The following is a 14827-nucleotide window of genomic DNA, read 5'->3' as shown; positions in this document are numbered from 1 at the left end:
GTTCCAGCCGTCGCCGACTTTGATGCGCCAGCCGAAGAGGCCGTTGCCGGTGCCGGGGTAGGTCCAGAGGGTGCCGTTGGTGTCCCTGGCCAGCAGGTCGGGCAGGCCGTCTCCGGTAAAGTCCCGTTCTGCCACGACAGGAGCCGGCAGCCACGCCTCACGCCCCGTGTTGACCAGACGGTTGGGGGTGCCCGGTGACGCGCCGGTGATAACACCCGCGGCGGCGGCTGAAGTCAGTTCGGCGGAGATCCCGGCCGGCGTCTGCCCGGGGTTCTGGGACAGGGCAACCGCAGCTGCACCCGCAACGTGCGGGGCCGCCATGGACGTGCCGTTCAAAGTGGCCGTAGCCGTCGTCGAGGTGTGCCCGGCCGACAGGATGCCGACGCCGGGCGCATACAGGTCAACACAGCTTCCATAGTTTGAAAACCATGCCTGGCGGTCCGAGGAATCGCTGGCTGCGACAGTCAGCGCCTCGGGCACCCGTGCCGGTGACCGGGTGCAGGCATCTATCGAGGTGTTGCCGGCAGCTACAACTGTTGTGACGCCGTCGCTAATGACTCCGCGGACGGCCGCGTCCACCACGCTGTTGGCGCCGCTGCCAAGGCTGAGGTTGGCGACGGCGGGTGTGCCCGCGGCATGGTGGGAGGCTATCCAGTCAAGACCGGCGACGACGTCCGAATCGTAGCCGGAGCCTTGGCAGTCGAGGACACGGACCGGAACGATGGTGGCTGCCTTCGCCACTCCGAACGTTTTCCCGGCGATGGTGCCGGCCACGTGCGTGCCGTGGCCGTTGCAGTCACCGCTGCCCAGGCCGTCAGCAACGGCGGTCCAGCCCGCAGTCACCCGTCCGCCAAAATCAGTGTGTGCGGCGAACACGCCGGTATCGATGACGTAGGCGTTGACGCCGGCCCCGGAGGACGGCGGCGCGAAGGTGCCGGAGAGCGGGAGCGCCTTTTGGTCGATCCTGTCCAACCCCCATGGCGGCGACTGCTGGGTCTCGGACAGGGAAACGGGCGCATCCGGGGCGATGGCGGAGATCCGGGGTGAACGGGCGAGGGCAGCCGCCTGCCCCGGGGTGGCTGTGATGACTGCACCCCGTACCGCGGCAGAGAAGGTTTTTCCTACGGCCACGCCTTGGGAGCGTAGGCCCTGGGCCTCTTTGGCGACGTCGGCGCCCGGGGCGAAGCTGACCAGGTACCGTTCGCTGCCGCCGGGACTTTGCGGCTCGAACGCGGCCGCAGAGGGTGCCGCAACAGCCGGCGCGGCTGCAGGCAGAACAGCGGCCGCCAGCACAAAGGCGCCAAACGCGCCCAAGAGTCGTTTCGACAATGGCATGAATCTGCTTCCCCCTGTACACCGGCTGAGCCCGGGGCCTTTCCCGACGCTTGGACTCCGCTCAGGAAACCGTACGTTGTGGCCGTAAGGAGTTTACAGGAGCAGCCCCGGCCGCGTCCGCCGCCAAAGCCGCCAAATTTAACCTCACCGGGCCCTTCCAGAGTCCTGCTGGCGTGGGAGACTTCAGTCATGGGCATCGAACAGTGGTGGGCAAAGCTGCAGCCATCCACGCAGGAGTGGCTGATCGAGAACAACGGCGACGTGGTGCCCCCGGCAGTGGTGGCCGAAATTGCCCAGGCCGGCGGACCGGCCGGCGACGATTCATGGTGGGCCGGCCAGGGCGAAACCCCGGGGCACTATTTCCCTGACGAGGCCATCGACTGGGTCGAGACCACCGCAAACGATGAGGAAGCCGATTAGCGGAGGAACACCATGGCTGTCTTTCAGAGCGTCTCGGGAATCGGGCGCCCAGGGAAGAGCGTGGCATACTGCCGGCGGTACATCCGGCGCCCGACCAGGCGGTAGGCAAGCCGGACCGGCAGTGGAATCTCCCTGAACAGTTCCTTCCGGTCCTGGGGAGGATTGGTGGCCAGCACCATGCCGAGGTAGGCCACCATGAACTTCTTGTCGAACTGCTCGATCCCGTGCTGGCCCACCCCTTCCATCTCCTTCTGGTCCATCACCCGGTCCACGACGGGCATCACCTCGGTGACCTCGCGCCGCAGGTGCACCTTGAGGACGGACGAGAGCTCCTCGTAAAGGCCGGCGAGTTCCTCGCCCGCCTCCGCGTCCGCCTTCTGCATCCAGCGCAGGCGGACAGGTTCAATGCCCTCAAGCCGCTGCGTGACCTGCCTGTGCTGCTCGAGCATCAGCCCCACGTGCAGGGCGCAGGCCGGTGCCCGTTCCGCCAGCTGCGGGTACATGAGCAGGTCTTCACCCTCATGGTGGACGTGGAGCACCTTGTCGAAGTTGCCGAGCACCTCACCCACGTACGCGGCCCGGCCGGTATCGCCGGGCGCCACGGACCGCACCAGGCCGGGTGCCTCGTCGTAAGCCCAGAGGAAAAAACGGTGGATGCGCCGCATTGCCGCAGTCCCGGTGCAGAGGACCGGCCCCGGCGGCAGGGGTGCTGCGGTTTCGCCGGGCTGCATGGTGAAGAAGTCGGTCACTGGATGGTCCCCTAACGGTGCTCACGCGAGACCAGGACCTCTCCCCGGGAGCATCGTATCGCCCGCCCTGCCGCCGCCACAATGGCGGGGAAGGGGCTCTGCGGCGGGCCTTGGACCCTACTGACAGTTTCCGCCCGGGCGGCTGTGCTCAGGCGGAGTAGGTGAGGTCCGCCGACGCTGTGCGCTCCCCGTCAGCAGGCCGGATGGAATCGAACCGGAGGGTGCCCGCGCCCGGCAGGGCCACCGACTGCCCTTCACGGAAAGCCTGCTTGCGTTCCTGCCCTCCGGCGCGGATCCAGACCTGGATGGCAGGGGCTCCGCCGGTGAACCCGATCTTCACGATTCCCACGAGCACACCGCCGAAGTTGGGCTGCATGCCCTGCCGGACTGTAACAAGCTCTTCCACGGCCATCCTCACTTCAGATCCACTGAGTACACCGAGTCAAAGTTTTCCTTGTACTCGTCTTCGGTCAATTCCAAGGTGCCCGACTTCTGGTCGTCATCGCCCGCCATGTAGCCGCCCGACGGTCCCCACGGGTTGGCCAGGACCACCACCTTTTCACCGTCACCGTTGGTTTTCACATCCACCACAATGTACGCATGGTTGGGCACCACATCGGTGCGGCTGACCTCATCGGACTCCCAGAACCAGTCGAAGTCATCGTCCTTGACGTCCTGGCTGCCCACGGACACCGCCTGGCCCTCACCGAGCTTGTCCTCGATTCCCGCCAGGTCCATCTCGCCGTCCCGGTCAGCGGACTTGCCGGTCATCAGCTCCATGGCCTCATCGCTGAACCCTCCGTCGATATCCTCGTACGAACCGCCACGCTGTTCCGCGGCAGCGCGTTCGTAGATGGACAGCCAGTTGGGCGCACCGTCGGCACCCCTGACGCCGCCCTCGGTGGACTTGGCCTCAACCGTTACCTCCACGGGCTCGCCGTCCTGGTACAGGGTCACCACCCAGTGCGTGGGCGGATCACCCACCGGCCGCAGGTGTTCAGCCAGGAACTCATCAACCTTGCCTTCACGTTCAAGCATCTGGGCCACCGACCCCATCCCCGCCAGGAGCCAGCAGTCACCGATCTGTCCCTGCCTGATGTCGGCCGGATCGCCGGCATCCGGATCCTCGCGGACATCGCCCGGCACATCCACGTCGGGGTGGTCGGGGTCCAGCGGCCCCGGGTCCCCGGGAGGGTTGGAGTCCGGCGTCCCTGAACCATCAGGTTTCGCCGCGCCTCCGCCTGTACCGGCACTGGCCCTTGCCTGCTCGTCCGCGTCGCGAAACAAGTCCTGCGCCTGGCTCTGCAGGTCCGCCGCCACACGCTTCAGGATGGGCCCGTGCCCGGCATCCCAAGCCGCACGGAACACCGTGGCGTCACGCCCGTCCCAGCGAACGCTGGAAAGCAGGTGGCCCAGTTCCGCGGACAGCGAGGCCATCTTTTCGGACTGCTGGGACATCGACTTGGCCAGCGCCCTTAACTGTTTAATGTCTGCGCCGTAAAACCCGGGCATTCGTCCGTCCCCCCTCGTTTCGACGCCGTACCAGCGCCATCCTAGGCCTGCTGCGGCCACTGGTGCGATGGGCAGAACTTCCCTCAGCTCTGGGGAAGCTCGGCCGGATCGCAGGTCGCGGAGTTCACCGGCACGCTGATGCGCAGGTAGGCCGGGCTCTTCGACTCGATGGTCAGGGTGGCGCCGGCCGCATCAGTGCTGCGCGCCACCACCCAGCCGCCAGGGACATCGTCTGTCCCGCCAAAGGCAGGGAAGCCGTGCCTGGCCAGGACGGGGTCGCCGGCGGAGAAAATGTCTGCGAAATGGTTCGAGGGTTCCACCACGTCCGCACTGCTTTTCATCGTCTGCGGGTACAGCATGCACCGGCCGTCGTCCAACCGCGACAGGGCGGCCGGCTTGTCCCGGGCCCAGGTGATGCCGGGCAGCTTCTCTTCCAGGGCGGCGATCAGCTCTGCCCGCAGGGAGTCATACCTGGGGAAAGTGTCCGCGACGGATGCCGGTGCGCTGGTGACCGGCGGGGCGCTGCTTGTCTTGGTGGCAGGTCCGTCGGGGGCCGCGCAGCCGGCCGCGGCAAGCGTACCCAGGATCAAACCAGATGCCAGCAGGTGCCGCCGTGATTGTGCCCGATCCGCCATTTTGCCCCCAACTGCTGTCATGGGCACCTGGAACGGCCCCACCGAATGCTTCCACACTTTCACGGCAGCCGGCGATGGGCACAACAACCCTGTGCCGGCCGTTCCGCGCTGGCCCGGACCTAAGTCCCTGTTCCACGGTAAAGCCTCAGGCGTAGCTTGAAAGTGGCTCCCCGAAAAACCGGGGTCCACACCCAAGGGGGCAACATGGCCAGGCCGAGGCTGTCGGCACTCAGCGTTCTGGGGTTCTCCGCGCTTTTCATGCTCACAGGCTGTTTTGGCCCGCCGTCCCCGGCGCCTACCAGCACCTCCGCCTCCCCGAGCCCCTCCGCTTCAAGCGCGACGGCGAGCCCCACCTCGCAGACCAGCGCGCCGGTGACCGCGTCCCCCACGGCGACAGCGCCGCCGTCGTCCGTTCCCGCGAGCCCGCCGGCGACGGCGGAACCAGGCCCTACCGGACTCCCGGAACAGGTGGCACCGCTGACCATCTACTACGTGGCGGTGGACGACAACGGCGTCTCCGGGCCCAGGATCGGCTGCGGCGACAGCCTCGTCGCAACCACCACCGCTCCCATGCGCTTCACCGACCAGGTGGGCCCCAGCATCGGCGCGCTGCTGGCGAACAAGAGCCGCGACGTCGGCATGTCGGGGCTGGTGAACGTCCTGTACCAGTCGAACCTCAGCTACGTGGGCGGTGAGCTGAAGGGCAGCACGATCACCATCTGGCTCACGGGGCAGTTCATGCTGGGCGGCGTGTGCGACATCCCGCGCGCGAAAGGCCAGCTGGAGTACACCGCCATGGCGGCGTCCGGGGCCACGGGCGCCCAGGTGTTCGTCAACGGCCGCCCCATCGACGAGGTGCTCAACCTCAAGTAGCGCCCGGGAGCGCGGACGGCAATGCCCCCGGCCCCAGCGGGAGGCTGCGGACGGGGGCATTGCCGTGTTGGTGTCAGGCGGGGCTGCCGCCGGAAACTGCCGTTAAGCGCGGGCCTTGCTGTGCCCCTTGGTGAGCACCAGGGCCAGGGCCACCATGCCGACGCCGAGCAGCAGGTGCAGGACGTTGTCGAAGCTGTTCAGCGGGACGAAGTTGCCGGCGGAGTCCTGGGGGACCACCAGGCCGTAGACGAAGAGGACCAGGTAGATGATGCCGCCGTAGAGCAGGAAGGAACGGGCTCCGCCGGCGGTTCGGGCCAGGGCGATGCCGGCTGCGCCGAAGAGCAGGTGGACGATATTGTGCAGGGCCGAGACCTGGAAGAGGCCCAGCAGCATGGCCTCGGAATGGCTGCCGGCGAAGTGCAGCTGTTCGAAGTTGGCCGTGATGCCCGGAACGAATCCCAGAATTCCGACCAGCAGGAAGACTGCGCCCACGGCCAGTGAAGCCTTTTGCACGTTGGTGCGGGCTGCAATGCCAGTGCTCGTGTGTGTTGCCATGGTGTTTCTCCTGAATGCGATATGGGTTTATGGGTTTAGCCGGCTATTTTTATCTGCCTGCCCAAAGGGTTATGCCAGCAATTCGGGCTGAATCGCATTAAGGATGGGTGCGCGCTAAAAAAGATTTACCCGCAGGCGCTGTCCGGGTGGTGATGGCGGGGCCAATACGGCCACGGCCGCGTCAACGTATTGCCGGAAGTTTGCCGTAAGCGGGCAATAAAGGAGACCCGTGTCCGGAATGTCCGGGCACGGGTCTCCTGCTCTGCGGTCAGCCCTGGTAAGCGGCAGCCGACGCGAAGACGACGATGATGATGACGACGGCCAGCGCCAGCGACAAGTAGCCGATCACCAGTGCGGCGATTGCCAGGCCGCGGCCGCCTTCACCGGTGGTCTTGATCTGGTTCAGGGCGATGTGCCCCAGGATGATGCCGAGCAGGCTGACGAAGAACGACGAGATCAGCGCTGCAATGGCCAGCGTGTTGGTCTTGGCCTGCATGGTTGGCTGCGGGTAGCCCTGGTACTGCGGCTGGTACTGAGGTGTGCTCATGAGTGTTGCCTTTCGAATCCGAAAACGATGGGTCCCCCCGGCCCGCGTATTGCGGAGCGGCAATCAAAAAGTATCAATATTCCGGGCAGTAAGGACGGTTGAGGCGAAAGAATTCCTCCGGACACTGTGCCAACCTCAATCACCGGGTTTAGCAATGCCTAATTGCGCCAGCGCCCAATCCCAGCGGATCAGCTCCTGCTCCAGCCGAATGCCGGGGCCGTAAGCGTCACTGCGGAGTGCGTCATACAGTTCCGACTCTTCATCGGTCAGCCGCCCCAGAACAGCGCGGGACGGCGATGGTTCGCTGCCCCACACATCCCGGTGGGCCAGCAGGGTGGCCTCATCCATCAGCACGCTCACGACGTGCGGGTGGACCGCCCGGAGCTGGTCCAGGATCTGGAAACCGTGCGTGTCCAGGTCGCCCCAGTACAGGACCTCACAGTCCCGCAGCCATGCGGCCTCACGCAGGGAAGAGAAGCCATAACCGCCCCCGTAGATCGCCACGGTCCCGGCACGATCAGGAAAGGCCAGGAAATTCACCAGGTTCTCGGTGACCAGGACCCGCCTGGCCGGCAGCCGTAGGGTGCTGAACGCGTCAGCAGTCACTGTCACGTCACGTGCAGCGCCCAGCAGCGGCAGGCCAGGGTCCAGGGAACGGAACCGCACCAGTTCCGGCGGGTGCAGGAATCCGTGCCGGGCAGCAAACCTGGCCGCCGGAGTCCGCGCGCCCGGCTGCCCCAGGAGAGATCCGGGCTCCGCCTGAACATCAGCCAATTCCTCCTTGCCCTCCGCATCCCGGCCGGCAGCATCCGCAGCAAACACCTCCAGCAGCTCGTCAATCACCTTCCGGTGGTGCTCGATGAACTTGGTGTGCACACCGGGCAGGCCCAGCTGCCGAACGAAAATCCCGGGTTCAGGGTTGTCCCGCAGCCACAAGGCAACGCGCGCCGCGGTGAGGACATCAGCCCCAAGCTCAAGCAGTTTCAACGGCCGCCGCAGCGCCCAGCCCCGGAAAGCCGCATTGAGCCCGGACAGGCCCGCGGCCAGCTCGACGAATCGCGAGGCCTCCCGTGACCGGCCGGCAAAGGCAACCTCATCCGCGGCCGAAGCAAAAACAGCCGCAGCCGGCAGCTGGTTGGATCCAATGGTGTTGCGGCCCACCTCGGCCGTCTCCAGGCTGAACGGCCCGACGGCGGCAAACAGCTCGCCTGCCCACGTGCGGGCCGCCGCGTAATCACGCAGGAGGGCCGCCGCCGTCGGACGCTTTAGGGAACGACGGCGGGGGTAGGTTCCGCTGGGCTCCAGCAGTTCGCGCAGCAGTGACCCGTTGTTCCACGCCTTCAGTGACAGGGCCCGAAGGTCAGCCACGGTGGTCCAGCCTTGGCTGCCGCCGGGCTCAGCCTGCACGCCGGTCCCGTTCGTCCCGGTACTCCTGGATGGTCATGTTCCGCAGCTGCGAATCGTTGCCGTTAGTGTTGGCGACGAAGCCCACGTGTGCCACGAAAGGTTCGATCACGTGGATCTTCTGCAGGGGAGTGACGATCAGCAACTGCAGTTTCATCCGCTGGAACAGCTCCAGGCCGTACCGCGCCGACTCGTCCGATCCGCGGCCGAAGGCCTCGTCGATCACCACAAACCGGAAGCTGCGGCCCCTGCCCGCGGTCCTGCCGGCGCCCGCCGCCGCGGTGGCGCCCTGCCCGGCTCCCAGCCCGAACTGGAATGCCAGCGCCGCGGCCAGGATGGTGTAGGCGAGCTTCTCCTTCTGGCCGCCCGACTTGCCGCCGGAATCGGTGAAATGCTCGAACTCCTCACCGGTTTCGGTCCACTTTTCCGACGCCGAGAACGTGAACCAGTTCCGCACGTCCGTGACCTTGGCCGTCCAGCGCTCGTCCAGCGCAGTGAAGCCGTCGCGGCCGCGGAAGCGCTCGATCAGCCGCTCCACCTGCAGGTACTTCTGTTCGGAGTACTGCTCCTCGTCCCCGATGGTGCCTTCCGAACAGGCCCGCAGGTCCGCCCCGAACTGCCGCACGTCCAGGTCCGTGCTGTTCTGGTGCTCCAGCTGGATGTGCCGCCCACGGTTGTACTCAATCGTGGCCAGGGATTCGTTGATCTTGTTGATGCGGCTGATGATGTCCTGCCGGCGGCCGTCCAGGAAAGCGTTGAACGCCACCACCTCGTGGATGGTGTTCTGGTTCAGTGACTCCTTGAAGTGCGCCTCGAATTTGGGCAGGTCATTCTTCTCCAGCTGGTCCAGCAGCCGTTCGTAGTCGCCCGCCGCGTCCAGCGACGCGTCGATCTCCGTGGTCTCGGTGGGGTACTTGTTCCGGAAGTCGGCCATCAGCCGCACCGTGCCGGCCTCCGCAGTCGCCAGCCGCTTGGACAGCGCGTCAATGGTTGCCGTCAGGCCCTGCCGCACCGCGCTCTCCACGGCCACCGTATTCCTGTAGGTGAGGACTTTCTCCCCGGGCGCCGCTGCGGCGAGGCCGGCCACGGAAGCCAGCAGCCCGGCGTCGTCCGTCAACGGCTGCTCGGCCAGCACGGAACGGCACTCGGCGATGGCCTCCGCGAGGTTCTCTGCGTCCTTTTTGTTCTCTCCCATGCGCTGTTGGATCTTGCCGGCCCGCTCCTCGAGCTTCTGCAGGTCCAGCTTCAGGGCGGCCTCCCTGGCCGCCAGCTCCTGCAGGACGTTACTGGCAGACTCCAGTGCCCGCCGTTCCTCCTTGAGCTCCTCAATCCGCCTGGCAGTAGCTTCCCAGTTGATCTCACCGAAATCGGCGATGGACCGCACGGTTCCCAGCTGCTGGTTCTTCCGCCCGAGATCGCCCAACAGCCCATCGACTTTGGCCAACTGCGTGGCGGCCACCTGGAGCTGGCCCTTCGCCTCCTCCAGTTCGGCCAGGAACCGGTTGACCTTGTCCTGGTTGTCCCAGCCCAGCACATAGTTGCGCCGGTCCGCGAGGTCCTTCCGGTCATCCTTCTCGTGCCTGCCGCGGCCGCCCTTGAGCTGGCCGTTGGCGGTGAGGGCCTTGGGAAACCGGCGGAAGTCCTCCAAGGTGTCACAGCAGACGTAGTCGAAGCGGCCTGCCAGTTCCTCCAGCAGGAAGTCGCGGAACGGCGTGCCCTGTTTGATGGCGATCTTTGCGGCCAGCGTCCCGGGCCCGGCGCTCCGCGCGGAGTACGTGCCACCCACCTTCAGGTAGACCAGCTTGCCCTTGAGGTTGTTCGCGTTTACCCAGCTGCTGACGGCCGCGTAGTGCTCTGCCGGCACCAGCAGGGACAGCGCCAGGCCGCGCAGGGTCCGTTCCGCCGCACCTTCCCAGGCCGCCTCGCCGTCGCGGACTCGGAGCAGCTCACCGGCGAAAGGCAGCGCCTTCTCCGGCACTCCGGTCCCTTCGCAGAGGCGACGGCGGATGCCCACCTGGTCAAGCGGCAACAGGTTCCGGCGGGACTGCAGGCTGGTCAGTTCTGCCGTGATGTCGCCGGCGCGGCCGTTGAGGACCGTACGCGTCATGGTCAGCTCGGTCCGTTGCTCCTGCAGGTCCCTGTTCTGCTCCGCCAGCCCCGCCTCAACGCCGGACAGCCCGTCCCGGTTGGCGTCGAACAGGACCCTGTCCTCAGGTGCCCGCAGGCCCAGCTCCGCAGCGGCCGCCGCATAGTTCCGGTACCGGGCCCGCTGGCTGGAGCTTTCTTTGCCCAGCCGGGCGATGTCCGCGTCGATTGCAGCCAGCCGGCCGCCGCCGTTGGTTCGGATGTCCTCCGCCACCGCGCTGAGCTCGTGCCGCAGTTCCGTGATGCGGCCGCTGGCGGCGGCGTTGTCCTCGCGGAGGCGCTGCCCGGTGCTCTCCAGTTCCGCCTCATGCTCCAGGCTCAGGATCAGCTTCTGGTTGGTGAACCACGGATGGAGCTGGTCCCGCTGCGCCCGTGCCGTTTCGTCCTCGAGCGTGAGCTGCGCGTGTTTGGCCGCGCCCTCGCGGATGGGAGTGAGCAGGACGATCTGGTCCTTGGCACGCAGCACGGCGCCGTGGGCCTTTTTGAGGTCGTCGAAGTGGTGGATAAGGTTGCCGATCCGGCTTTCGACGTCGTCCTCGTCCAGCATGTTGGTGCGGACAAAGGACGTGATATTTTCCACCTGCTTCATGGACACGGTCCGGTGGAACAGCTCCATCGCCTGGTTACCGCTGATGCCGAACTGCCGTTTGAAGGCCGCGGAATAGGGCTCGAACGTGTCGTGCACTGTTGCGCCGGCCGCCTTGAGTTTCTTCTTCAGCTTGAAAGGGTCCTGGCCGAAGTTGGAGAAATCCGCGGTGATGGACTGGTCCGCCTCCGCGAGGGAGTAGAAGCGCTGGGGCTGGCCCGCTTCCTGGACGGCCCAGAGCGTGACCGCGAGCGTGACGGACTTGTCTAGTACCGCGTTGTGGAAGACGGCGAGCACCACGGTGAGCGCGCCTGTTCCGCGCAGGGAGACCGGCTTGGAGTTCTCGCCGCCGGTGCTGCGCGTGCTCTTGTGGTAGCCCCGCACGTAGGACATCAGGCTGCGTTCCTTCTTCTGCGCGCCCGCGGCCTTGTTGTACTCGATCTTGTTGGCCGGCAGCAGGAGCGTGGTGATCGCGTCCACCACCGTGGACTTGCCGGACCCGATGTCGCCGGTGAGGAGGCTGTTGGCGCCGTCCAGCCGGAAGGTGCGCACACCCCGGTGGAACGTGCCCCAGTTGAGCAGCTCGAGGCGGTGCAGCCGGTACCCCGGGGGAGTGCCGGCGTCGTCCGCGGTGTCCCCTCCCTCCGCCTGTGCCGGGTGCTCCAGGCTGAACAGGCTGTCCTGCAGGTCGGCGGTCACGGGAGCTCCTCTTCCTTGGCATCACGTTCGCTGGCGCCGGAGGCTGGCACGGAACCGTCCAAGGACGCACGGTAGTCCGCCAGCCGCGCATCGAATTCCTCCAGCCACTGGGCATCGACATACGCCTTCAGGATCCGGGCTACCTCGTACGTATCGGCCTGTCCGCGGAGCCTGCGCAGGAAGCCAAGCTCCACCACCTTCTTGATGTTGGCGCCCAGCCGGTCCAGGATTTTCGCCTGGTTGCTGGACTCGGGCAGGAACACGGCCACCATGTCCGCGATCTCCTGCTCCGTCATTATGAGCCGGAGCTCGCTGCTGTTGGTGTCGAACTCGAGCATGCGGCCCCGGAGGAGCGCCAGCAGAAGGCTGACATCGAAGGTGAGCCTCCGGCGCGGAATGAGCCGGGGGAGGTTGCCCTCCGGATCTTCCCTGGACCGGAGGAAGGCGTAGCCTTCGGATTCGTCCAGGATCAGGTCCAGCCCGAGCACGGCCACGTAGTCGCGGGCCTGAGATTCCAGGGCGAGCAGTGCTTGCCACACCTTCTCGTCCGACTCGGCGTACAGGACGCCGCGGAACAGGCGGGTGACCACGCCGGGCAGTTCCTCGGGCGTGCGGGCTGCGTTTTCCGTGGTTGTTTCGGAAGGGTTCATGCCGGCCTCACAAAAATGATCTGGTCGATGGTGGCTTCCCGGATGCCGCCGTCCGGAAGGTGCCACTGCAACTGCTGGGGGACGTCATCGTGGATGCTGGCCCATTCCGATTCGCTGGCCAGCTGGTAGTAGGCAACAATCTCGGCGAGCCCCTGCTGCAACGGATAGGCCTGCGTGACCTCTATGAGGGTAGCCTGTTCGGCGTCCGCCAGGACGGCGTCCACATTGGCCTTCAAGCGCTCCTTGTCCACATGGAACTGGCTGAACAGGGCACCCGCGTCCACCTCCGTATCATCGGCGGCAAGGACGGCGTCGTCCACCGTTACCTTGCGGCCGGGCTCATAAAGCGGCCGTTCGAAAGGCAGCGCGACCTCCACGGACTGGGCGGCGATGTCCATGAACACTCCCGACGGCGGCGCCTCCCGGGTGCCCAACGCGCCGGCTTCGATGCTGCGGACCAGCCGCATGATTCGTTTGTTTTCCAGGAAGACTTTGTCGTCGAGGAGCCGGCGCATCTGCTCCGACAGCTGGCGCACCGTTGCCTGGGTCTGGTCGACGGCGGGCAGCCAGTCCTGGTGCAGCCTGGTCACCGCCTGCAGGTCCTCGACTCCAGAGAGAGCCTCGATCTCAGTGGCCCGCTGCAGCAGGTCCTGCAGTTCGGTCCGCAGCTGGGGGGACATGAGGTAGTCCCAGAACCCCTGGAAGGTGCGGCCCTGGAGCGAGCTGCTGATGCCCTGCTGGTTGGCGAAGATGGTTTCCAGGAGCTCGCCCTGGGTGCCGTCCCAGGTGGCAATCTGTTCCCGGACCCGGCGGTCAAGCTTCCGGAAGTTCTGTTCAACCTCGCGGAAGTCGGCGAGCAGGTCCTTGGCGAGGGTGGTCAGCTGCTGGAAGTGGTCCAGCGCCTCCGGGGCGGTCATCACCCTGACGTTGCCGTCCCTGATCCGCTGCATCTCGGCGTCGATCCCGTCCCGCTGCCGCTGGAGCTCGGCGAGACGGACCTCGGGATCGGTTTCCGACTGCTGGACCAGAGCCTTGAGGACCGCGAAGATGCTGGTCAGCCGGGACTGGGTGGCTACGAAGTCCCTGCCCCGCAGGTTCTCCACCCACCGGACTACGTCCTCCGCGGCAGGGGTGAGGTCGTAGTGCGGCTCATCCTGGCCGGGAACATAATATTTGCGCAGCCAGGCCTTCTCCGTGGCAGCCCAGTCGTCCAGGTACTCGCCGGCAGGACGCGGGAACTTGTCCTCGCCGTAGACGTCCCGGAGGCCGAAAAGGATGTCATCGAGGTGGTCGATCAGCTCCTGCCGGCCAATGTCCCGCTGGTTCGGGCCGGTGAACGCCTTCATGAACAAGGAGATAGCCAGGGGCGCATTCTGCGCGCGGAGCAGGGACCACCCCGCGTGGCTCTCACGCAGGTTGTTGATGGCGTAGAAATCCATGGCGTCCTTGGATTGGGCAGGCGGGCGAGGACCAATGAGCCCAAGCTACACGTTACCTCCGACAATTTTCGGCGGCGCGAACAGGATGTCTTCCGGATGAAGCGCAGGTGCCCTCACCCGGGTGATTGGACGGCGAGGCCTGCCTCTACCGCTGCTGCGAGTAGTTCCGCATCGTAGGCGACCAGGACATCCGCCTGCAGCCGGATTGCGGTGGCCAGGTGGATGGCATCGGCACTCCGCAGCTTGCCGGGCAGCGCTGCCGCATACATGAGGTCCGAACGTGAAACGTCCACAAGGTTGATCCCGCTGAGTGCTGTGTTGATGAGTTCGCCCGGTATTCCACGGCGGCGTCCCGCGCAGTGAAGCTCACTGTAGAGGAGCATGGAGGCGGCCAGTTTGTCCCCTTGTGAGGCCGCCTCCGACAGGAAGTCAGCAGTCCCCGCTGATTCGCCTTCGGCGATTACCAGCTTAAGGACAGCAGCAGCAACAGGAAGGGTTCGACGATAAGTATCAGCCTGTTTCCGCCTTCTCCCAGTGCCGCCGGAGCAACTCAGCCAGACGCTTGGGCTCGATCCGGTGGGGAGGATCGAAGTGGTGGCGCTTGGGGAACACCTCCAGATGGAAGTCGGGGAAGAACACCCGTGCCAGCCGGGCGGCAATCTCGCCGTAGTCGTCGGGGTTGCTAAGGCCCCCCAGTGCGAAGAACACGGGCGGTTGAAAGGCGGCCAAACGGGCCCTGTCCAGGTCGTAGCTCATGAAGGTCCGCAGGAACGCCTTGATGCCCGCGGGCCGTTTGGCCATCCACGGCGGCGGGGGACCGGGCGGCGGCGGCGGAAGGACGACGTCGTGCCTCACTCCCAGCCTCATGAAGGCGGGCATGAACTGCTCGGGCGGAAGCGTTTCCAGCCGCTCGTACTGTTTCCAGAGTTCGGTGTGGGCAGGGCTCCAGTCCCAGTTCCCGGCCCAGGCGGGTTCCAGCAGCGCCAGGCTGAGCAGCCTGTCAGGATGTTTTGCGGCAAAAGCCAGGGCAGCAGCGCCGCCGCCGGAGTACCCGAGAAGGTGGAAGGTGTCCCACCCCCGGGCATCCGCCTCCCGCAGCACGCCGTCAATCTCGGTGTCCAGGCTCCAGCCGGGGGGAGGTGCGTCGTCCGCGTAGAGCTCCAGGTCCTTGGCGACAGCCTGCACATCGGGCCCCAGGGCTTCAATCAGCGGGCCGTAGGCCTCATCGGCGGGGAGGACGGAGCCCGGGAGCAGGATGACCCGAATCGGTTTCATGGA

Annotated in this window: 15 protein-coding genes; 2 read left to right on the top strand and 13 right to left on the bottom strand. The window is 66.2% G+C overall.

Annotated features, from left to right (window positions below; genetic code table 11):
• Positions 1 to 1329: S8 family peptidase (locus PV768_RS01230; RefSeq protein ID WP_421092012.1), on the bottom strand; the 1329-nt coding region annotated here is incomplete at its 3' end.
• Positions 1330 to 1524: 195 nt separating this feature from the next.
• Between PV768_RS01230 and PV768_RS01225 the strand changes: the two genes are divergently transcribed.
• Complete coding sequence (locus PV768_RS01225; protein WP_157238817.1) at positions 1525 to 1755, top strand: hypothetical protein; 231 nt, start codon at positions 1525 to 1527, stop codon at positions 1753 to 1755.
• A gap of 23 nt (positions 1756 to 1778) precedes the next feature.
• Here PV768_RS01225 and PV768_RS01220 read toward each other — a convergent pair whose 3' ends face one another.
• From PV768_RS01220 to PV768_RS01205, 4 genes are all read right to left on the bottom strand, one after another.
• On the bottom strand, positions 1779 to 2504 hold the full coding sequence (locus PV768_RS01220; RefSeq protein WP_421092011.1) for a hemerythrin domain-containing protein: 726 nt from the start codon (positions 2502 to 2504) through the stop codon (positions 1779 to 1781).
• A 148-nt stretch (positions 2505 to 2652) separates the two neighbouring features.
• On the bottom strand, positions 2653 to 2910 hold the full coding sequence (locus tag PV768_RS01215; protein WP_321215648.1) for a hypothetical protein: 258 nt from the start codon (positions 2908 to 2910) through the stop codon (positions 2653 to 2655).
• 8 nt (positions 2911 to 2918) lie between these two features.
• Positions 2919 to 3962: a C2 family cysteine protease gene (locus PV768_RS01210; protein ID WP_421092010.1), complete on the bottom strand. Its 1044-nt coding sequence runs from the start codon at positions 3960 to 3962 to the stop codon at positions 2919 to 2921.
• A 137-nt stretch (positions 3963 to 4099) separates the two neighbouring features.
• Complete coding sequence (locus tag PV768_RS01205; RefSeq protein WP_421092009.1) at positions 4100 to 4672, bottom strand: hypothetical protein; 573 nt, start codon at positions 4670 to 4672, stop codon at positions 4100 to 4102.
• Positions 4673 to 4855: 183 nt separating this feature from the next.
• Between PV768_RS01205 and PV768_RS01200 the strand changes: the two genes are divergently transcribed.
• Positions 4856 to 5524 carry a hypothetical protein gene (locus tag PV768_RS01200; protein WP_421092008.1) on the top strand — a complete coding sequence of 223 codons (669 nt, stop codon included), beginning with the start codon at positions 4856 to 4858 and terminating at the stop codon, positions 5522 to 5524.
• 102 nt (positions 5525 to 5626) lie between these two features.
• Here PV768_RS01200 and PV768_RS01195 read toward each other — a convergent pair whose 3' ends face one another.
• The 8 genes from PV768_RS01195 to PV768_RS01160 form a co-directional block, all read right to left on the bottom strand.
• Positions 5627 to 6079: a DUF4383 domain-containing protein gene (locus PV768_RS01195; RefSeq protein WP_421092007.1), complete on the bottom strand. Its 453-nt coding sequence runs from the start codon at positions 6077 to 6079 to the stop codon at positions 5627 to 5629.
• A gap of 268 nt (positions 6080 to 6347) precedes the next feature.
• Positions 6348 to 6626 (bottom strand): DUF4190 domain-containing protein, encoded by a 279-nt coding sequence (locus PV768_RS01190; RefSeq protein WP_421092006.1) that lies wholly within the window; start codon positions 6624 to 6626, stop codon positions 6348 to 6350.
• Between the two features lie 135 nt (positions 6627 to 6761).
• The gene (locus tag PV768_RS01185; protein WP_421092005.1) at positions 6762 to 7994 is read right to left on the bottom strand and encodes a Wadjet anti-phage system protein JetD domain-containing protein; all 1233 of its coding nucleotides are present in this window, start codon (positions 7992 to 7994) and stop codon (positions 6762 to 6764) included.
• A 28-nt stretch (positions 7995 to 8022) separates the two neighbouring features.
• Positions 8023 to 11460 carry an ATP-binding protein gene (locus tag PV768_RS01180; RefSeq protein WP_421092004.1) on the bottom strand — a complete coding sequence of 1146 codons (3438 nt, stop codon included), beginning with the start codon at positions 11458 to 11460 and terminating at the stop codon, positions 8023 to 8025.
• On the bottom strand, positions 11457 to 12110 hold the full coding sequence (locus tag PV768_RS01175) for a DUF4194 domain-containing protein (protein ID WP_421092003.1): 654 nt from the start codon (positions 12108 to 12110) through the stop codon (positions 11457 to 11459). Before PV768_RS01175 ends, PV768_RS01180 begins: the two co-directional genes overlap by 4 nt.
• A complete protein-coding gene (locus PV768_RS01170) occupies positions 12107 to 13549 on the bottom strand; it encodes a DUF3375 domain-containing protein (RefSeq protein ID WP_421092002.1) in 1443 nt (480 codons plus the stop codon). Before PV768_RS01170 ends, PV768_RS01175 begins: the two co-directional genes overlap by 4 nt.
• A 113-nt stretch (positions 13550 to 13662) precedes the next feature.
• Complete coding sequence (locus tag PV768_RS01165; protein ID WP_421092018.1) at positions 13663 to 13974, bottom strand: type II toxin-antitoxin system VapC family toxin; 312 nt, start codon at positions 13972 to 13974, stop codon at positions 13663 to 13665.
• 85 nt (positions 13975 to 14059) lie between these two features.
• Entirely contained in the window at positions 14060 to 14824 is a 765-nt protein-coding gene (locus PV768_RS01160) for an alpha/beta fold hydrolase (RefSeq protein WP_421092001.1), read from the bottom strand.
• Positions 14825 to 14827 lie beyond the last annotated feature (3 nt).

It is taken from the genome of Pseudarthrobacter sp. CC4 (genome assembly GCF_048957775.1).
In the GTDB taxonomy this organism is placed as follows: domain Bacteria; phylum Actinomycetota; class Actinomycetes; order Actinomycetales; family Micrococcaceae; genus Arthrobacter.
The sequence above is the reverse complement of the archived record's forward strand: the minus strand, read 5'-3'. Positions and strand labels throughout refer to the sequence as shown.